Origin of the sequence: Marinomonas fungiae (assembly GCF_001418205.1) — a bacterium.
GTDB classification, from domain to species: domain Bacteria; phylum Pseudomonadota; class Gammaproteobacteria; order Pseudomonadales; family Marinomonadaceae; genus Marinomonas; species Marinomonas fungiae.
In genome coordinates, this window is record NZ_LIQF01000004.1 from 254,585 (window position 1) to 272,919 (window position 18,335).

At 47.8% G+C, this 18,335-nt stretch carries 20 protein-coding genes and 1 pseudogene; 11 read left to right on the forward strand and 10 right to left on the reverse strand.

Annotated elements, in window-relative coordinates; all coding sequences use genetic code 11:
• Positions 1 to 127 precede the first annotated feature (127 nt).
• On the forward strand, positions 128 to 1,360 hold the full coding sequence (thrS, locus tag ASC49_RS08195) for a threonine--tRNA ligase (protein ID WP_281175780.1): 1,233 nt from the start codon (positions 128 to 130) through the stop codon (positions 1,358 to 1,360).
• Between the two features lie 173 nt (positions 1,361 to 1,533).
• On the opposite strand, the gene ASC49_RS08200 is transcribed toward thrS, so the two are convergent.
• Positions 1,534 to 2,973 carry an NCS1 family nucleobase:cation symporter-1 gene (locus tag ASC49_RS08200; RefSeq protein ID WP_072242073.1) on the reverse strand — a complete coding sequence of 480 codons (1,440 nt, stop codon included), beginning with the start codon at positions 2,971 to 2,973 and terminating at the stop codon, positions 1,534 to 1,536.
• 278 nt (positions 2,974 to 3,251) lie between these two features.
• Here ASC49_RS08200 and ASC49_RS08205 point away from each other — a divergent pair, with 278 nt between their 5' ends.
• The 3 genes from ASC49_RS08205 to puuE are packed head-to-tail and all read left to right on the forward strand — an operon-like array spanning position 3,252 to position 5,623.
• Positions 3,252 to 3,917: a GntR family transcriptional regulator gene (locus ASC49_RS08205; protein ID WP_055462753.1), complete on the forward strand. Its 666-nt coding sequence runs from the start codon at positions 3,252 to 3,254 to the stop codon at positions 3,915 to 3,917.
• A 28-nt stretch (positions 3,918 to 3,945) separates the two neighbouring features.
• The gene (locus ASC49_RS08210) at positions 3,946 to 4,677 is read left to right on the forward strand and encodes an aspartate/glutamate racemase family protein (protein ID WP_055462754.1); all 732 of its coding nucleotides are present in this window, start codon (positions 3,946 to 3,948) and stop codon (positions 4,675 to 4,677) included.
• A gap of 16 nt (positions 4,678 to 4,693) precedes the next feature.
• Complete coding sequence (gene puuE / locus ASC49_RS08215) at positions 4,694 to 5,623, forward strand: allantoinase PuuE (protein ID WP_055462755.1); 930 nt, start codon at positions 4,694 to 4,696, stop codon at positions 5,621 to 5,623.
• A 49-nt stretch (positions 5,624 to 5,672) separates the two neighbouring features.
• Here puuE and ASC49_RS08220 read toward each other — a convergent pair whose 3' ends face one another.
• Positions 5,673 to 6,665: an NADP-dependent oxidoreductase gene (locus ASC49_RS08220; protein WP_055462756.1), complete on the reverse strand. Its 993-nt coding sequence runs from the start codon at positions 6,663 to 6,665 to the stop codon at positions 5,673 to 5,675.
• Between the two features lie 259 nt (positions 6,666 to 6,924).
• Here ASC49_RS08220 and ASC49_RS08225 point away from each other — a divergent pair, with 259 nt between their 5' ends.
• Positions 6,925 to 7,551 carry a methyltransferase family protein gene (locus ASC49_RS08225; protein ID WP_211262033.1) on the forward strand — a complete coding sequence of 209 codons (627 nt, stop codon included), beginning with the start codon at positions 6,925 to 6,927 and terminating at the stop codon, positions 7,549 to 7,551.
• Positions 7,552 to 7,567: 16 nt separating this feature from the next.
• On the opposite strand, the gene ASC49_RS08230 is transcribed toward ASC49_RS08225, so the two are convergent.
• Complete coding sequence (locus tag ASC49_RS08230; protein ID WP_055462758.1) at positions 7,568 to 8,035, reverse strand: Lrp/AsnC family transcriptional regulator; 468 nt, start codon at positions 8,033 to 8,035, stop codon at positions 7,568 to 7,570.
• Positions 8,036 to 8,176: 141 nt separating this feature from the next.
• On the opposite strand from ASC49_RS08230, the gene ASC49_RS08235 reads away from it, so the two are divergent.
• Positions 8,177 to 9,217 (forward strand): zinc-dependent alcohol dehydrogenase family protein, encoded by a 1,041-nt coding sequence (locus ASC49_RS08235; protein ID WP_055462759.1) that lies wholly within the window; start codon positions 8,177 to 8,179, stop codon positions 9,215 to 9,217.
• On the opposite strand, the gene ASC49_RS08240 is transcribed toward ASC49_RS08235, so the two are convergent.
• Together ASC49_RS08240 and ASC49_RS08245 are read right to left on the reverse strand one after the other, a co-directional pair.
• Complete coding sequence (locus tag ASC49_RS08240) at positions 9,195 to 10,064, reverse strand: DMT family transporter (RefSeq protein ID WP_055462760.1); 870 nt, start codon at positions 10,062 to 10,064, stop codon at positions 9,195 to 9,197. The two genes, ASC49_RS08235 and ASC49_RS08240, sit on opposite strands and share 23 nt — an antisense overlap.
• A 111-nt stretch (positions 10,065 to 10,175) precedes the next feature.
• A complete protein-coding gene (locus tag ASC49_RS08245; RefSeq protein ID WP_055462761.1) occupies positions 10,176 to 11,009 on the reverse strand; it encodes a helix-turn-helix domain-containing protein in 834 nt (277 codons plus the stop codon).
• A gap of 229 nt (positions 11,010 to 11,238) precedes the next feature.
• On the opposite strand from ASC49_RS08245, the gene ASC49_RS08250 reads away from it, so the two are divergent.
• The 3 genes and pseudogenes from ASC49_RS08250 to ASC49_RS08255 all read left to right on the forward strand — a co-directional run bounded on the left by ASC49_RS08250 (position 11,239) and on the right by ASC49_RS08255 (position 14,037).
• Complete coding sequence (locus ASC49_RS08250; RefSeq protein WP_055462762.1) at positions 11,239 to 12,378, forward strand: tyramine oxidase subunit B; 1,140 nt, start codon at positions 11,239 to 11,241, stop codon at positions 12,376 to 12,378.
• A 30-nt stretch (positions 12,379 to 12,408) separates the two neighbouring features.
• Positions 12,409 to 12,591, forward strand: a pseudogene (locus ASC49_RS19595) (NAD(P)/FAD-dependent oxidoreductase); the annotation flags it as partial.
• A gap of 51 nt (positions 12,592 to 12,642) precedes the next feature.
• Positions 12,643 to 14,037: an APC family permease gene (locus ASC49_RS08255; RefSeq protein WP_055462763.1), complete on the forward strand. Its 1,395-nt coding sequence runs from the start codon at positions 12,643 to 12,645 to the stop codon at positions 14,035 to 14,037.
• 15 nt (positions 14,038 to 14,052) lie between these two features.
• Here ASC49_RS08255 and ASC49_RS08260 read toward each other — a convergent pair whose 3' ends face one another.
• The 4 genes from ASC49_RS08260 to ASC49_RS08270 all read right to left on the reverse strand — a co-directional run bounded on the left by ASC49_RS08260 (position 14,053) and on the right by ASC49_RS08270 (position 15,603).
• Positions 14,053 to 14,463, reverse strand: coding sequence for a TM2 domain-containing protein (locus ASC49_RS08260; protein WP_055462764.1), 411 nt, complete (start codon positions 14,461 to 14,463; stop codon positions 14,053 to 14,055).
• Positions 14,464 to 14,473: 10 nt separating this feature from the next.
• Positions 14,474 to 14,704: a membrane protein insertion efficiency factor YidD gene (gene yidD / locus ASC49_RS19600; protein ID WP_072242074.1), complete on the reverse strand. Its 231-nt coding sequence runs from the start codon at positions 14,702 to 14,704 to the stop codon at positions 14,474 to 14,476.
• An 11-nt stretch (positions 14,705 to 14,715) separates the two neighbouring features.
• Positions 14,716 to 14,928: a DUF4177 domain-containing protein gene (locus ASC49_RS08265; RefSeq protein WP_211262034.1), complete on the reverse strand. Its 213-nt coding sequence runs from the start codon at positions 14,926 to 14,928 to the stop codon at positions 14,716 to 14,718.
• A gap of 69 nt (positions 14,929 to 14,997) precedes the next feature.
• A complete protein-coding gene (locus ASC49_RS08270; protein WP_211262035.1) occupies positions 14,998 to 15,603 on the reverse strand; it encodes an HD domain-containing protein in 606 nt (201 codons plus the stop codon).
• A 121-nt stretch (positions 15,604 to 15,724) separates the two neighbouring features.
• Here ASC49_RS08270 and ASC49_RS08275 point away from each other — a divergent pair, with 121 nt between their 5' ends.
• Together ASC49_RS08275 and ASC49_RS08280 are read left to right on the forward strand one after the other, a co-directional pair.
• On the forward strand, positions 15,725 to 16,621 hold the full coding sequence (locus ASC49_RS08275; protein WP_055462766.1) for an aldo/keto reductase: 897 nt from the start codon (positions 15,725 to 15,727) through the stop codon (positions 16,619 to 16,621).
• A 34-nt stretch (positions 16,622 to 16,655) separates the two neighbouring features.
• Positions 16,656 to 17,408, forward strand: coding sequence for a sporulation protein (locus ASC49_RS08280; RefSeq protein WP_055462767.1), 753 nt, complete (start codon positions 16,656 to 16,658; stop codon positions 17,406 to 17,408).
• 55 nt (positions 17,409 to 17,463) lie between these two features.
• On the opposite strand, the gene ASC49_RS08285 is transcribed toward ASC49_RS08280, so the two are convergent.
• A complete protein-coding gene (locus tag ASC49_RS08285) occupies positions 17,464 to 18,198 on the reverse strand; it encodes a PIG-L deacetylase family protein (protein WP_055462768.1) in 735 nt (244 codons plus the stop codon).
• Between the last annotated feature and the right edge of the window lie 137 nt (positions 18,199 to 18,335).

An 18,335-nucleotide genomic window follows, 5' to 3' on the forward strand; every position in this document is an offset into this window, starting at 1 on the left:
TGAAACCTTTATTTGTAAGTCTATGCCCATTGTTGTTAACCACCACCGCGACCACTAAGGTGTTCGGGGGGTAGACTTTATTCTATTTTTAAAACCCTCTGAGCGGAGTCGCCAGAGGGTTTTTTTTATGCTTTTTTGTGCGCTTCGTTCAGAGTTACATAGGAGAAAAACCATGCAAACTCATCGCGAAATCGCGCAACAACTTGATCTTTTTCATTCTGATCCCATTGCCCCAGGGATGATCTTTTGGCATCCGAATGGCTGGCAACTGTTCCAAGATATTCAGGCGCATATTCGTTCCATTTATCGTCAAGACCGTTTTCAAGAAGTCCGTACACCGCAGTTTCTAAAAAAAGATTTGTGGGAAATATCCGGTCACATGGCAATGTATCGTGAAGCAATGTTCTTCGGAGGAGAGGCTGAAGGAGAGGAAGCTTCTTATGCCTTGAAGCCCATGTCTTGTCCTGCTCATATATTGCTGTATAAGCGAGGCATTCATAGCTACCGAGAGCTACCTCTCAAGTGGTTTGAGTTTGGCTTAGTACATCGTAATGAATCATCTGGCTCGTTGAATGGCTGCTTGCGACTACGACAGTTTACTCAAGATGATGCTCATGTTTTCTGTGCTTGGTCTCAGGCGAAAGAGGAAATAAAAGCATTCCTGCGACGAGCTAAACAAGTTTATCAAGCCTATGGCTATCGGCAGTTGCAAATAAAAGTATCCACTCGACCCGAATCGGCACTGGGGAGCGAACAAGACTGGGCAAGAGCAGAAGCAATATTAATCGAGGCTTGCCAGCAGTCCAGTGAGGAATATGAAATTCAAGTAGGAGAAGGTGCTTTTTATGGGCCTAAAATTGAGTTAGCTCTGGAAGATAGTATTGGGCGAATCTGGCAATGCGGCACAGTTCAGTTAGATTTTAACCTACCTGAACGTTTTGGCTTGGAGTTTACTAATTCCCAAGGGCAACCTGAACGGCCAATTATTCTGCATCAAGCTGTTTATGGCTCATTGGAGCGTTGGATTGGTATCTTATTAGAAGTCACTCAAGGCAAGTTGCCAGAGTGGATTCATCCGATGCCTGTGGCAATCATTCCTGTGGAAAGCTCGGCTGATGAGTACGCTCGACAGGTGGTTGCTCGGCTTTTGAGGGAGGATATAAACACACATATGGAGAGCGGTGATGGCTCTATTGGGAGAAAAATAAAGCGTTGCTATGCGGCTAAGATTCCAAATATTGTGATTGTAGGTGACCGAGAAGTGGGAGAAAACTCAGTCATGCTACGACGAGGAAAAGAGCAGGAGCATATGTCACTAGAAGCCTTTATAGCATTACTGAAACATCAGAGAGGACATTGATATGGAAGAGGATACCACCAGCTAGGCCACTGATTATTATCAGTGGCCTAATGCATATCAGTTCACTTAATGTTGCGATGATAGTAGCCGAGCCCGAGAAAGAATAAAAAAAGCCGCTATTGGAAAGACAAACAGCGGCATAAACGAGACAAACAGCTATAACAGTAAAACGCTTAGCTTTGTTTCGCCAAATCCAATCCGTGTAGCGCAAGGCGCTCAGGTTCCATCATATAGCGGTACAGGAACGCCGCTGTGAAACCACCAATAAACAGTGCGTAGTTCGCCAACGCTGTGAATACGAAGCTACAGAAGATCGCTACTATGCCTGCGATGACTAGGGCGTAAACACTCTTCTTGTTGATCCCGTTGTCGTACCAGTAAATGCCCTTGTCAGACTCTGTGTACAGTGAGTCGATATCAATCTTACCTTTCTTAATAAAGAAGTAGTCGACGATGATGATGCCGTATAGCGGACCGATCATGGCCGCAAGCACGTCTACGGTGTAGTGAATCACTTCAGGGTTGTTGAATAGGTTCCAAGGCATTAGCAATACTGAACCGAATGCGGCGATAAAGCCGCCCGCTTTGAAGCTGATCTTTTGTGGCGATACATTCGAGAAGTCAAACGCCGGTGCCACGAAGTTCGCGACGATATTGATACCCACGGTTGCGAAGATAAAGGTCATCGCACCCAATACTGTGATCATGCCAGAGTCTAGGCGACGAACCGTTTCCACTGGGTCAGTGATCATTTCACCAAAAACAGGGATTGATGCCGATACGATCACCACACTGAACACAGAGAACAGGATAAAGTTAAAAGGCAGGCCTAATAGGTTTCCGAACTTCAATTGCTTATAACTGCCACAGTAACGTGAGAAGTCACTGAAGTTTAAGGTTGGACCAGCGAAGTAGCCTGCTACCAAGGCAATGGCAATAAACATCTGCACGAAGGCATCCATACCAGATAGGCTGGCATCGCCAAGGGTAAAGCTGATGTTGTCCCAACCGGCTAGGTTCACCATATAGATACATAGAGCGAACATAGCGACATAGATGGCAGGGCCAGACCAGTCGATCACCTTACGAATCATGTCCATACCGAACATAAATACGATGCCTTGGATAATCCACATCGCGGTAAAGCCAATCCAACCAAGGTAAGAAAGATCAAGGAAGCTGTCATCGGCCAGCGTTTCCATACCTGGGAAGAAGTACAGCAACAGGATAATAAAGGAGCTGGACGCGAGGAAAGTTTGAATGCCGTACCAAACGACAGCGATCAAACCGCGAATTACCGCTGGGATGTTGGCACCGAATACGCCAAAGGACATACGAGCAATCACAGGGAAGGGGGCACCTGCTTTTTGTCCCGGTTTCCCCATCAAGTTGGCAAATACCAAAACGATTGAGATCCCCACTAACAAACTGATAAACACTTGGATGCCGTTAAGGCCTAAGGCAAATAAGCTGGCGGCGAACACGTAGCCACCAACACTGTGTACATCTGACATCCAAAACGCGAAGATAGAGTACCATCCCCACTTTTGTTCGGTATCTGGTTTTAGGTCTTCGTTACTGAGTCTAGGACTCACAGGTAGTTTATTGGTCATGCGAAGGGTTCCTGTTTTTGATTGTATACAATTGTTGAATACAATTACTGTGCCAAAAACTGAAACAACGGTTTCTTTGGGGTTTTTAGTTGAAATGAATTGTTTCAAAGTGCCTGAATGCACTGCATTTAGGCATGTTTAGAGAGTTGCGTACCATTTTTGTGCGCATTTTTTCCACTGTTTATAAGGGATGTGCATTCATGGACGACGTGTTATATTAAAAACCATGTATACAAAATTAAGGTTTTAATTGTATACAATTTTAGGTGACCACATTCATGTCGAATGACGAAAAGATTTATCAAAAAATTTTGAAAGCCATCGTCGAGCATCAATTGCCACCCGGTGCGCGATTGCCAGAAGATCGACTATCGGAAGCCTTTGGTGTCAGCCGCACTGGGATTCGTAAAGTATTGCAGCGTTTGGCATTGGAACACTTTGTCGTGATCGCCCGTAATAAGGGCGCACAGGTGAACCATCCAAGCGAAGACGAAGCGTTAGAAGTATTAGACAGTCGCATTTTGATTGAGCCGCAGCTCATTGCTGGGGTGCAACGCAGCTGGAATCCAGAGCAGTCGGAGCGATTCCGTGATTTGGTTGATGAAGAACGCCAAGCCGAGCAGGCCGGGGATATGGCTTCATCGATTCAAGCCACGGCGCGCTTTCACTATGAACTGGCGCAATTAGCAGGCAACAATGTATTGGCCTCATTTGTGGAACAGCTTTGTTATCGCTCGTCCTTAGTAATTGCTGCTTACGGGACCCGTAGCAGTGTTAGTTGTGATTGTGGTGACCACAGCCAGTTGCTAGACCTTCTTGATGACGGACAGCCGAAAAAAGCACAAGCTTGGATGAAGCATCATTTACAAGTAATAAAGGCCTCCTTGATCCTCGAAAGTCAGGAAGAACAGCACATCGACTTTCAACGCCTATTTAAAGACTAGGCCTGTTTTATTTTAGGAAAGACCCTTCATGCGTATCCAGATCATTAACCCTAATACCAGTGTCGGCATGACCGAAGCCATGGCCGCCAGTGCGCGCCTGATTGCTTTACCAAACAGTGAAATCATTGCCAGTACCCCAGAACACGGCCCAAGAAGCATTGAGTGCGCCTTTGATGAAGTGGTTGCTGGCGCGGCTATGCTGGACCAGATTCAAAAGGGTAAGGAAATGGGGGCGGATGCGCACATTGTCGCGTGTTTCGGTGATCCTGCGTTGGATGCAGCGCGTGAGCTCGCGGATGCGCCCGTGATCGGCATTGCCGAAGCAGCATTCAAGTTGGCCAGCATGGTTGGCCATAAGTTTGCTGTGGTGACTACATTGTCACGAACTGTACCCGCCAGCGAACATTTGCTTCATAAATATGGATACAAACATCTGTGCAGTGGGGTACGAGCCACTGATATTCCTGTGCTTGCACTGGAACATATTGAGCCAAGTGCTTACAACCAGCTACGGGATGAGTGTTTGGCTGCGATCAATGAAGACGGTGCTGAAGCCATCGTATTGGGTTGTGCGGGAATGTCCGCCTTGGTGGATCGTTTACGAGCTGAGTTGCCGGTACCGATCATCGATGGTGTGGCTGCAGCGGTGAAGCTGGCAGAGAGTTTGCACCAGTTAAGTCTTAAGACCGCGAAAACCGGTCAATATGGCGCGCCAGTTAATAAACCATTCATCGGTCGCTATGAGCATTGGAATCGCTAGCAGAAGGTAGTACAGCATGAAACATTACTTAGAACGAGACTATGCCGGATACGGTCGTGCCAATTTGCCGAAAGTAGAATGGCCTAATAAAGCCCGTATCGCGCTGCAATTTGTATTGAACTTCGAAGAAGGTGGTGAAAACTGTGTGCTGCATGGTGATGAGCATGCAGAAACGTTTCTATCGGAAATCTTTGGCGCGCAGCCCTTTAAAGACCGCCATATGAGTATGGAGTCTTTATACGAATACGGCTCTCGCACAGGCGTTTGGCGTATTCTCAACGAATTTGAAAAACGCGGATTGCCATTGTCTATCTTTGCCGTGGCAACGGCGCTACAGCGTAATCCTGAAGTGGCCAAAGCCTTTGTAGAGGGCGGTCATGAGTTGGTGTGCCATGGTTTGAAATGGATTCACTATCAAGAGATGTCTATTGAAGAAGAGCGCCAACACATGCAGCAAGCGCTGCAAATCATCCAAGAGGTGACTGGGGTGATGCCAATGGGCTGGTACACGGGCCGTGATTCCCCTAATACTCGTAAGCTAGTGGCAGAGCAGCCGCAGTTGAAATACGACTCAGACAATTATGGTGATGACCTGCCGTACTGGGTGGAGGTACCGCACCACGAAGACGACAGCAAAACCAAGCCGCATCTAGTTATCCCGTACACGTTGGACTGTAATGACATGCGCTTTGCCTCACCTTACGGCTTTAGCCATGGGGAGGAATTCTTCCAGTACCTAAAGGACAACTTCGATTGTTTGTATGCAGAAGGCGAAACGGTACCGAAGATGATGTCGATTGGCATGCACTGTCGTACGCTGGGTAAGCCTGCGCGCTTTATGGCACTGAAGAAATTTCTAGATTATGTGCAGTCCTATGAGGGTGTCTGGATTACCCGCCGTTGTGATATTGCGGAACATTGGATAAGGAACCATTATCCTATCTAAACACAGGTAACAGCTCGCTGACGCGACGCGTCAGCGAGTAGGGTATCACTTATAGTTCAACGATCAATTTACCTTGGTTTTCACCTCGGAATAATAAATTAATACCGTCAGGCGCTTGATCTAGCCCTTTCAGTACATGAGCGCGATAGGTCAGCTCACCCTTGGCTAGCATGGCACCAAGAGCCTGACCGTATTCAGGGATACGATGCCAGTGATCCGGCATGGTGAAGCCTTGGATATTTAAACGGCGCTTGATAATGCCAACCCAGCTTGGACCTGGCGAGGGTTCTTGCTTATTGTACTCGGCAATCATGCCACACACGGCAATACGACCATGAGGGTTCATGGCATCAAAGATCGGTTGTTGTGCGCTGCCGCCAGTGTTTTCAAAGAACAAATCAATACCGTTTGGTACAGCAGCCTTCAGCTGAGCGGCAAAATCGGCGTCCTTATAATTCAGTGCGTGGTCAAACTTCAGCTCTTCTTTAAGCCAAGTGCATTTCTCGTCTGAGCCCGCAATGCCAATGACGTTAAGCCCTTTATTTTTAGCCATTTGTCCGACAAGTGAACCGACAGAACCTGCGGCGGCGGTGATTGCAATGGTTTGACCTGCTTCCGGTTTGAGTACTTCAAATAGACCGTGATAAGCCGTGATGCCAGGCAGGGCAATGACACTGAGAATGGCCTCGGCAGGTAGATCAGCAGGGATCTTGTTAAGACCTTGGCCGTCGCTGACAGCGTACTCAGTCAAGCCCATTAGCCCCATAACCCGTGTCCCTACAGGGAATTGCTCGTTGTTGGATTGCTCCACAAAGCCAATGCCGCTGGCACGCATGGTTTCTCCGAGTTGAACAGGAGGGATATAGCTGTTTTCGTCGGCGCTCATCCAACCGCGCATGGCTGGATCCAATGAAAGATGTGTCAACTTAACCAAAAGCTCGCCGTCTTTCAATTCAGGGAGGGCTTGGCTGGTCGTCTCGAAAATATCTGACGTAATGGCTTCAACTGGGCGCTTCACCAGTTTGATCGCTTGATAATGCATGGGTAAGATTCCGAATATTATGAAGATAAGAGTAAGCTTAAGCCTATTTGACCAATAGGTTAAATCTCTAATGCCGAAATGATGAGACTTTTCATAGTTACTCAATTATGGACAGAATTTGATTTCGGCATTACGGAAAGATCTCTGTAGTGAGACGTCACCAGCGCTTGTATTTACCTGAACGTTGTTTAAGTGAAACAATGAGCGACAAAGTGGATAGAAACGCCATCCTATTAATTAATGGATCGATTATTTGGTTGTGAATATTTTTAATTCCCCAGAGCTTATTCAAGAGTTTACACGAGTCTATTTGGCGATTTTTTATAGCATCGTGGCACTGTTTTATACGGTGAGAATTATTACTTTGAAACGCGCTACAGGTCAGGAGCGTGTCTTTCATGGGGCTTTTCTGTCGCCGAACTGGTGGCATCATAAAATTTTTGACGTGTTTCGCGTCACCATTTGGATGGTATGTGTAGCACGTTGGTGGCATCCAAGCATGGATGCCTACCTTGGTGTGTTTTCTGTTATGTCATCACCATGGTGCCTGTTACTCGGTAATATCATGTTAACGCTGGGATTTATTTGGACGATAGCGATGCACTTTTTATTGGGCCGACATTGGACATCGGGGATTAATCAAACAGGCCCTACACAGTTGGTCACAAAAGGGATGTACCGGTTCAGTCGAAACCCCATCTATCTGGGCGTATTGCTATCTCAATTTGGTTTTGTGTTGGCGTTGCCGTCTTGGTTCTCGTTGTTATGCTTTGGCATCGGTGTGGTCACGATACTGCGTCAAACACGAGAAGAGGAGTTACATCTGGCACAACGTTTCCCGCACGATTATGCGGCGTATCAAGCCCAAGTACCACGTTGGTTATAGCCTGCCTTGTATTACCTCAGGGAGCATCCAATGGTAAACGTGAAGAAGACTTCACTTCACGCAGTGAGATATTAGAGCGGATGGCAGAGACGCCAGGTAGCTTTCTCAAGGTTTTCTCGATAAAGGCGCTGTAATCGTCTAGGTCTTTAGCCACTACCTGCAGCATAAAGTCTGCCTCTCCCGTGGTATTGTGGCAGGCGAGGACATTCTCCGATTCGGTAATAATACGCTCAAACTGCAGCGTGCTCTCTTCGTCATGGCTGGTGCAGGATATTTGGACAAAGGCCATTACCCCAAAGCCGACTTTACGCCGATCCAGATTAGCCTGATAGCTGGTGATGATGCGTTCATCTTCCAGTTTCTTTAGTCGTCGCCAGCTAGGTGTTTCGCTCATCGATAAAGCTTCAGCGAGCTTCGCATTGGATAGTCGGCCATTCTTCTGTACGAGAGCCAATATTTTCAGATCTGTTTTATCAAGCGACATTAGGGGAAGAATCCTTCTTAAACTTGCTGTATTAGGAAATATTCTTTCTTATGCTGGCGACAATGACAAGTAAATAGCAAGGCTATTTCAAGCTGAAACGATACACTGAAGAGAATATAAGTATGTGTCTCAGAGGTGTATATGAAAGCGGTTGTGATTGAGCAATTTTCGTCTTTGCCTACCATTCAAGAAGTTCAAGAGCCGACTCCTGCGGCTCATGGTGTTGTGATCAAAGTTGAGGCGACAGGCGTTTGCCGAAGTGATTGGCATTGTTGGCAAGGCCATGATACGGATGTGGTGTTGCCCCATGTACCGGGCCATGAATTCGCTGGTGTGATTGCTGAAGTGGGTAAAGATGTCACACGCTTCAAGGTCGGTGATCGTGTGACGGTGCCTTTCATTAACGCCTGCGGCGGCTGTCCGGAGTGTCATTCTGGTAACCATCAAGTATGTGGCAATCAAACCCAACCAGGGTTTACTCATTGGGGGTCTTTTGCTGAATACACCACGGTGGATCAAGCGGATGTGAATCTTGTTGCAATGCCTGAAGACCTAGAATTCACGACGGCAGCAAGTCTAGGTTGTCGTTTTGCTACGTCGTTTCGTGCAGTAGTCGATCAAGGTAAGGTATCAGCAGGGCAATGGGTTGCGGTACATGGCTGTGGTGGCGTTGGGCTATCGGCGGTGATGATCGCTAATGCATTGGGGGCCAATGTCATTGCGATTGATATTGATCCAGGCAAGTTGGAGCTGGCAAAATCTTTGGGTGCTGTGGCGCAGATCAACGCCAAGCAAGTGGCCGACGTTGCAGAGGCAGTTATCGAAATCACTAAAGGCGGTGCACATGTGTCACTGGATGCGCTGGGTCATTCCATCACTGCTTTTAACTCCGTGAGAAGTCTGCGTAAATTGGGCAAACACATCCAAGTGGGATTGTTGCTTGCAGACCATGCCGCACCACCAATGCCCATGGCCAAAGTGATTGCCGATGAATTAGAAATCATCGGCAGTCATGGCATGCAAGCTTACCGTTACGATGCCATGATTCAGATGATGATGTCTGGTAAATTGCAGCCGGAAAAACTGCTGGGCCGTACCATTAGCTTGGAGCAATCGATTGATGCATTGGTCACAATGGACAGCTCGACACAAGCGGGCGTTACGGTTGTGACGCAGTTTTAGTCCGCGCCTGAATTACTAAATAAATGCCTCCCAGTATCAATAGAGATGCCACAATAAAGCGTAGGGTAAGGGGTTCTGAAACAAACAGAATCCCTCCTAGCGCAGCAATTACGGGCACGAGCAACTGTAACACACCCGCTTGTGTGGCACCTAAGTGGGTGAGTACGCTGTACCAAAGGGTGTAGCCTAATCCCGAGGCAATCGCCCCAGACAGTACGGCTAACATAATACCTTGTGTCGATAGCTCGAATTGGCCAATGCTAAACAGACCGAGCAACAATAAGAAGGGAAGGGTACGGGTAAAGTTATAGGCCGTATCGGCGAGCGGCGCTTGAGAGGCGCGCCCACGTAATGTATACACACCCCAAGCTATCCCTGCGATGGACATTAGCACGACGCCGCTAATGGAAGGTGTGGAGACTTCGGGCCACACCAGATAGACAAAGCCCGCAAAGGCCGTCCCAATCCCCAACCATTCTAGCCTCGCCAAACGCTGACCTTTTATAAGTGAGGCGACCACCATGGTGATCTGCACCATACCAAAGAGAATCAAAGCCCCTGTGCCCGTTTCCAGCATTAAATAAGCGAACGAGAATCCTAGGGCGTAGACAAATAACATCAAACTGGAAAGCCAACTGCCTTTTGTGGGCGCAGACTGCTTGCGCAAGCGAAAGGCTAATATCAGCATCAAAACGATACTGCCCGAGAGCAGGCGAATCAGAGTAAAGCTACTGGCGTCGATGATCGGCTCAGCCAGCGCCATACGAGTTAACACCGAATTGGCGGCAAAGGCTGTCAAAGCAAGCGCCGTGAGGCCAAACAAAGAAAGTGTAGCAGCGGGTTTCATGGATGGATTTCCTAATCCAGAGCAATATCGTTAGGTTATAGCATGCTTCAAGAAAGGAAGATATGCGCACAAAATCAGAGCGAAATGGGGTGTTGGTGCGCCATATTGGCTCTAAAGATATTGAATTCGATCGTAGTAAGTTTGCTGTTTTACTTGAGATTGATAGCTCATAGGGGTGGCATGTACGAGCTTTTTAAACTCTCTTAGGAAGTGAGGTTGATCGCTAAATCCCAAATCAAAGGCTATATCTGAGAAGGTCACGGTACTGCTGTGATTGATCTGATACACCGCAGACTGGCAGCGAATAATGCGACTAAATTGTTTCGGCGACATGCCAATGTCGGCTAGGAACTGACGCTGGATTGTACGCGTGGTATAGCCAGTAACGTCCGCCAGTTCATCTAGGCGGATATTGCCTTGATGCTCAAAAATAAAACGGACCACCGCCTGTGTTAAAGGGGCCATTGGGCGCGGGGTTTTACCAGCAAAGAAACTCTGACAAATGGCCACTTGGTCGGCGAAATTGTTTTGGCTGACAATGGCTTCAAATAGTTGTTCTGTTTGAGGAATAACGTCCAGCAAACTGTAGTGATGTTCAATTAACTCCTGTGCAGAAAGCTTCATGCAGTCGGGAATAATCCCAGATGCAAAGCGTACACCGAAGTAGCGATGGCGACTTTTCAATTCAATACCAATGGCCGACATCGGGGTGCCAAACACCTCGGCCGTTGGTTGACTCGCATCACAATCAAATAACACATCCACACAGCCATCGGGAATGGCAACCGTTTCTGGCCCCGGATTTCCTGCCTCAAAACTGTAGAAATGAGAAATAGCAGGATTGTCCGAAGTGGCCACATGAAACTTTTCAGCAGCGCTTAATACCAGCCATGGTTGCTTTGCTCGAATACCTTCTAGTCGATGACGGATATGGGTTTGATGCATGACGATATCTAATTCCAGAAAAAGGTAGATACCTTCACATTGCAATCAAGATGCCAGTTTTTAGAAACAATTAGAGACTTTTTTCCTGTCGCAAAAGTTCAATACCCCACGCAAAAAATCAGCCTAGGATAAAAAACATCCGCAGCCAAGTGACCTTCAAAACAAGCGTGAAGGCGCTTTGTAAGGCTAGGAGCCGCACCCAATATTGAGCTTACAGAGGAATTCGCCAATGTCAGAGACTACTAAAATCGATTTTATCTACCTGTCAGAGCCAGACATGATCAAAGCCGGTGTCATGGACATGAACGGCTGTGTCGACACCATGGAAGAGATGTTCGCGTTACTGCACAAAGGCGACTACCGCATGGCGGGGCCGAATAATGATTCTCACGGAGCCATGGTTACCTTCCCTGAACAGCCTGAAATTCCCACTATGCCGCGCCATACTCCAGATCGTCGTTTGATGGCTATGCCTGCCTATCTGGGCGGTGACTACCAAACCTGCGGTGTGAAATGGTACGGCTCCAACATTGAAAACCGTGAAAAAGGTTTACCGCGCTCCATCTTAATGTTCACCCTAAACGATGCGGATACCGGTGCACCACTGGCTCATATGTCAGCTAACTTATTGTCTGCTTACCGTACGGGGGCTGTCCCTGGGGTGGGTGCGCGTCATTTAGCACGTAAAGACTCAAAAGTGGTGGGGCTGTTGGGCCCGGGCGTTATGGGCAAAACCTCGATCGCTGCGTTTATGGCGGCTTGCCCTGAGATCGACACCGTGAAGGTTAAGGGGCGTGGTCAAAAGAGCCTTGATAGTTTCCTAACATGGATTAACCAAACTTATCCCCAGATTACCAATGTACAAGTGGTCGATACGCTTGAGGACGTGGTGCGTGATGCCGACATCGTCACTTACTGTAACTCTGGTGAAACTGGTGATGTGTCCACTTACCCAATTGTAAAACGTGAATGGGTTAAACCAGGCGCCTTTATCTCCATGCCAGCCTACTGTCGTTTTGATTCAGAGTTAGAAGAAAACGATGTGCGCAAGGTAATGGATAACATCGGTTTGTACGAGGCGTGGCATGAAGAAGCTCCAAAACCTGTCCACATGTACATCCCAATCATTGGTTGTCGTTTCATGGACATGATCGACGAAGGACTCATGAGCAAAGATCAACTGGAAGATCTTGGTGCTATCTGTGCTGGTACTTCTCCAGGCCGTAAGAATGACGACGAAATTATTGTGCTGTCGGTCGGTGGTTTACCCACAGAAGACGTTGCTTGGGCCACCAAAATCTACCGTAACGCCCTAGAACAGGGAATTGGTGTATCGCTAAACCTTTGGGATACCCCCGTTCTTCGTTAATCCCTTTAAGACCTTTTCGGAGGTAATGATGCCACACCGGATTCCACTCCGGTCATTGATCGTATCCAAGCGATCTCAGGTCTCACCGTTGCCACTGGATTTTCTGGCCATGGCTTTGGTACAGGACCTGCTGCGGGGCAGTTAGCCGCAGATATCGTGACGAACGAAAAACCAATGATAGATCCGACACCTTATCGCTTTGATCGTTTTTAACGTGCAAAGGATACGTCGAGACGTTGCGTGATTCACAAGAGGAACATAATAATGAGCGATATCTCCACTACTGATAAACTGACCATGCCGAGACTGGCAGTGAGCACTAGCAAAACAAAAATGGGGTTGTTAACGATGATGGCCGTCTGTATCGGCGTCGTCATTGTACAAGGAGCGATGATCTCTGCCATGCAGGGTATCGGTATGGGTGGCATGGCGTTTATCTTCGCCATGATTGCCGCATTAATCATTGCCCAATTTAACGCCATGAGCTTTTCCGAATTATCGCTAATGTTCCCCCAAGAAGGGACATTAGCTACTTATACACAAAAGGCCATCGGTCACTTTCCTGCAATCGTTGCCGTGTTCGCAGGTTATGTGGTGGTTGCGACCTTAGCAATTCCGATTGAACTGTTCTTGGTTGACGCCATGGTTGGCGAATTGCTGCCAGGCATGTTTCCTGAAAAGGTCATTCCACTGGCGATTATCGCCATCTTGCTCATCACCAACCTAATTGGCGCGGATGTGTTTGCCAAAGTGCAGAATCTGTTAGCGTTAATTATGGTCAGTGCTTTAGTCCTGACTGGCTTAATCGCCATCAATGGTGCTGGGCAGGGTGTTGAAATGGCGGGGACGCCGGTTGACTGGAACTTTGCTGGAGTCATGGATGGCAGCTTTATTGGTTTGATTGCCTTAGCCATGTGGCTGTTTGTCGGGGCTGAATATATTTGCCCTATGATTGCTGAAGTGAAACAACCAGAGAAAAGCATTCCCCGTGCGATGCGTCTTTCTTTGCTGACCATCTTCGCGATTTTTGCTGCGTTCGCTTACGGTGCGACCCTTTATCTCGATACAGATACGCTACTAGGTTCTCCGATTCCTTACTTGGATTACGCCAATGCGGTATTTGGCAAAGAGGGGTTAGCGATTGCGACCATTATGGCGTTAACTGCGACCTGTAGTACGGTGAATACCATCTTTGCTGCATTGCCTCGTATGCTGCATGGTATGGCGGAAGCAGGGCAGGCGTTTCCGCAATTAAAAGCCCTTAACCGCTACAATGTACCTTGGGGCGGTGTCGTGATGATGGCGGTATTTACCGTGATCCCCTTTGTATTATTGGACATCGATTCCTTGATTGTGTTGGTGATTGCGGCGACTACCAGTTATCTGCTGGCCTACATGATTGCCCATATTGATGTGTTGGTATTACGCAAACGTCTGCCAGAGCATCATCGCCCTTACCGCACACCATTTTATCCGCTGCCGCAAATTTTTGGCATTGCAGCGATGCTGTATGTGGCATTGAACAATTCGCCTGCGCCGGAAATGACGCAGCAGGTATACACCATTGCAGGCGGAATGCTGCTGGTTATTAGTCTGATTGCGGCGATCTGGGTGAAGTTTTATATGAAAAGGGGCTTATTTGAAGCAGATCTAAGCTAACGCATACTGCGTGCATCATGGACTTGGTAATGTCACTGGGTTGTAGCGTTTTAGAACGCTCCAGCCCAGTTTGTTGTTGTAATCGGCGACAATGATTTGACTGCGGAACAGCGCAGGCAGTTCGATCAAGCTAACGAGCGCAATCAGCGCGGCACCGAGCGGCCAAAATACCGCAAGCATCACCACGCCGATGACCATCAAAACGAGGTCAAACAGGCCCATTATCCATTGTTTCAAATAAAAGTTGTGCAGACCTGCAATAAAGAACCAGTTCAGCGTGGCGTAAGTGTCAGGGTCTTTGATCTGTGGGTTATAGGCTTTATAAAAAGTGCTGCGCTCACTGTCTGATAGTTGGCGCAACGCTAGTCGCAAAGCTTCTTCCTGCTCGGCTACCTGATCAGATTTTAATGTCCATGCCTCAAACATTACTTTGCTCTTATTTTAGGGGATCATGTATCTTGTTGACCAAATCCCGCTGGTTGCAGCGCCGAATACGTAGCCAACCACGCCAACAGCCCTTCAGCGCGCCATAGCGTAGAATGGCTTGGCGCGTGTATTCCGAGCAGGTCGGGGTGAAATTGCAATCCACACGAAACTGGTTTTCGCCACCGCCGTTGCGCTGGTAACGCTCAATGCAATGCAGACAAAACCGTTGAAGCCAATTCACATGCTGATCCGTTACTTGCGGCCTAATGTGAGGATCACGGTTTCGCGAGTCCAGAATAGCCAAAAACGTTTTTTCTCAATCACTTGAAAGGCAAGTTCCCAACCTTCAGCGGCCGCTTCATTGAGTTTTGACTCTAGGCGTTTAATCGGTAACCCTGACGAGCCTAATAGAATCGTACCGCAACCGCCTTCAGTCACCAGCTCTACTTTATATTCCTTAAACATTGAGAATGTCTCCTTTAAATAATTCAATAGATGCATGGCAGTTTGTAAGCTGCGCAGTGTTTTTGCAACCTACTTTTTACCCAGAAAAAACCGGTCTACCTGTTCTTTGGCGTAGCGCCATAGGCTGCTTGAGCCAGATTGTATTACCGGCGTGTAGCGTTGTTCGGCTTGCTCATGGGTCACATTCGCTTCGGTCCAAGTACCGCCATTGGTTTCTAGGTTATGCATCATCGGCTGCAAGCGATCGAGAGATTTTGCAAAACGTGCGTCGTCGGATTGTGCCGCTTCAAACTCAAACCAAAGGGCTTTTAGCTCTTCTCCTTGAGCGGTTGGCAGTAAGCCAAAAATACGTTCTGCCGCGGCGAGTTCTTTTGCCTCTTGGGCGGCGTGATCGACCGCTTCATGAATGGGGTGATCGCCGGCATCGATCTCGACAATATCGTGTATCAACAGCATCTTTAGCACCCGTTCTAGATTAATCGGGGCATCAGCATGGTCTTTTAAAATCAACGCATACATCGCCAAATGCCAAGAGTGCTCGGCGGAGTTTTCGCGTCGAGACTGATTGATTAACGGCGATTTTCGGATCACAGACTTAAGCTGATCGATTTCCTTTAGAAACTGAATCTGCTGCTCTAGATCCGTTTTTGACAGGGATGAGGATGGGGATGACATAACAAGCCTTTTGGGTACAGTGAGGTACACAGGCTACTGGAGTTTGCAGAAGGAGTATACCTAGGCACTGGGTAAGTGAGTTGCTACAGTAGCGTCACATGTTTAATAAAGGACACGTTTTATGAATCATCAATACCATCCCCTCGGTTTTACTGGCTCGCGATTGGCGCAAGGTTACTGGCGTTTAGCGGAATGGGGTATGAGTGACCAAGAGCTGGTGCGATTCATTGAGCAAGGTATTGAAGCGGGTATCACCACCGTTGATCATGCCGATATTTACGGTGATTACCTATGTGAAACCTTATTTGGTAAGGCGTTAGCATTAAAGCCATCGTTGCGCGACAAGCTGCAAGTCATCACCAAGTGCGGGATTATGTTACCCAGTAAACAGCGTCCTGAGATTACTTCTCATCGTTATGATCAAAGTACCGGACACATCATTCAAAGTGTGGATCACTCACTCAGCAATCTTCAAGTGGAGAGCATCGAGATGCTGTTGTTGCATCGTCCAAGCCCTTTGATGGATCCGGACCATATCGCCGAAGCGTTTGAGCACTTATATACGGTAGGTAAGGTGAAGCACTTTGGTGTGTCGAACTTCTCAGCACAGCAATTTGATTTGCTGCAATCACGTTTGGATATGCCATTGTTGGTAAACCAAGTGGAGCTGTCGCCACTAGAGCTGAAGCGCTTTAAAGATGGCACCCTAGAGCATGCGCAACAACATGCTGTGACGCCAATGGCTTGGTCGCCGTTTGCGGGTGGTGATTTATTTAAACTAGAAGGTATCAATCCCACCTTACATCAAGCGATGAGTGTTGTAGCGGAGGCTCATCAAGCCAGCTTGGACCAAATTGCACTGGCTTGGCTACTGCGTCACCCATCGGGCATTGTGCCAGTGTTGGGCTCTGGCCAGATCGAGCGGGTTCAGTCGGCACAAAAAGCCTTGTCGATAACACTCACTGACGATGAATGGTTTGCCATCTGGGTAGCGTCTCAAGGACATCCTGTCCCATAAAAGCATAGCAACAAACGATGAATGAGTACTTAGTATGTTGAAAAAACTATTAGCCAGTGTCGGCATTGGTAAAGCTAGGGTAGATGCTATCTTGCTGTCTGATACCTTGCAGGCGGGGCAGCCATTTGAAGTGAAAGTGGAAATCCAAGGCGGCGAGGTTGAGCAGCAGATTCAAGGTTTAGCTTTCGCCATTATGGCAAAAGCCAAGACCACTGTTTCAACTGCCGAGCACGATCGCGAAGTACAGAAAAGTGTCGTGTTACAGGAGTGGTGGCAGGATTTGGATATGACGGTTCAGGCTGGGGAACGCTTGTCCAAAACTTTTACCTTGAATCTTCATCCGGAGGTGCCAGCGAGCGAATTAGCGGGACGCAGCATTGCCAAAGTGTGGTTGCAAACCGGCATTGATATTAAAAATGGTGTTGATGGTTCAGACAACGATCCGCTAGTGATTTTGCCGTCGCCGACGCAATTAGCGGTGCTGAACTACATCAGTCAAAGCGGCTATCGTTTATTTAAATCCGATATCGAAAAGGGGCAGGTCAGAGCGCCGGGCTTTGTGTCACATTTGCCGTGTTATCAAGAATACGAGTTTAAACCGGATTCCTTTTCCTTGTTTGGCGTAAGAGAAATTGAAGTAACCTTTGTCTCTAATGGCCTAGAGACGGGGGTGTTGCTTGAAATCGATCGTGCTTTTAAAGGCGATGGTTATCAGAGTATTTCGATTCCCAATCATTGTACGAGCATAGAAGATGTTAAGCCGTACATGGCGCGCATTTTAGGATAACGGTTTTGCCTATCTCACCCTAGGATCAAGGCCGAGTGGCCTTGATCCTATGCTATTAAAGCTGCTCAACCACGGTGGGCGTAAGCTTCATATATCCTTCTGCGTACTGAATGTTGCGTTTTGCCGTGATGCCAATATTACGCTTTGCTTGGACTCCGCGCTGTAACGCCACACGAGTGTAGTAATCCCAAAGATGTTCCTGCCCCGCCATGCATTCAATGGCTTGGCGCTTTAAGTCCCACACATCGGTAATGTCCAAAAAGGTGTTCGGCTGCCATTGGCATTGTTCGGTTTGATGAGGCTCAAAAGCGTATACCGGTGGGGCACCGAGAATCGGTTGTCCTGGGTGATGGCCTTCTGCTTGAGCGATAATCCGCGCTTCTTGTGCTGCGCGCATCGCCAGTGGGTGATCGAAGTTGTAGGGGTCGTGCTCTGAGTGACTGAGAACGAACTCTGGTTGTAATTCTCGGTAAACATCCACTAAACGCAATAAAACCTCATCGCTAATGCGCATGGGATAATCGCCAATATCCCAAAACTCGATCTCAGCACCTAAAATTTCTGCCGCTGCACGGGCTTCTTGCTGGCGTACTTCTTTGACGCGTTCCAGTGTCATATTCGGTTGGCGCCAAAGCTTGGCGGACTCGCCGCGTTCACCATAGGACAAACAAATCACTTTCACTTTCCAGCCTTGCTTTACGTGTGCGGCAATCGCGCCGCCGGCACGCCAAACAAAATCGGCGGAGTGCGCGCTAACGACCAATGCTGTCTTTTGAGAAACCGTTGTCATCATGAATCCTTGTGTTGTTATCGTGATTTAAATTCATAAAATGTTATAGCATAACAAATTAGAATGACTTCATTCGAAAAACCCTCTACACAATTACAAATTGTGGATTGATCTACGCGCGCTGCATCATGCTCGAA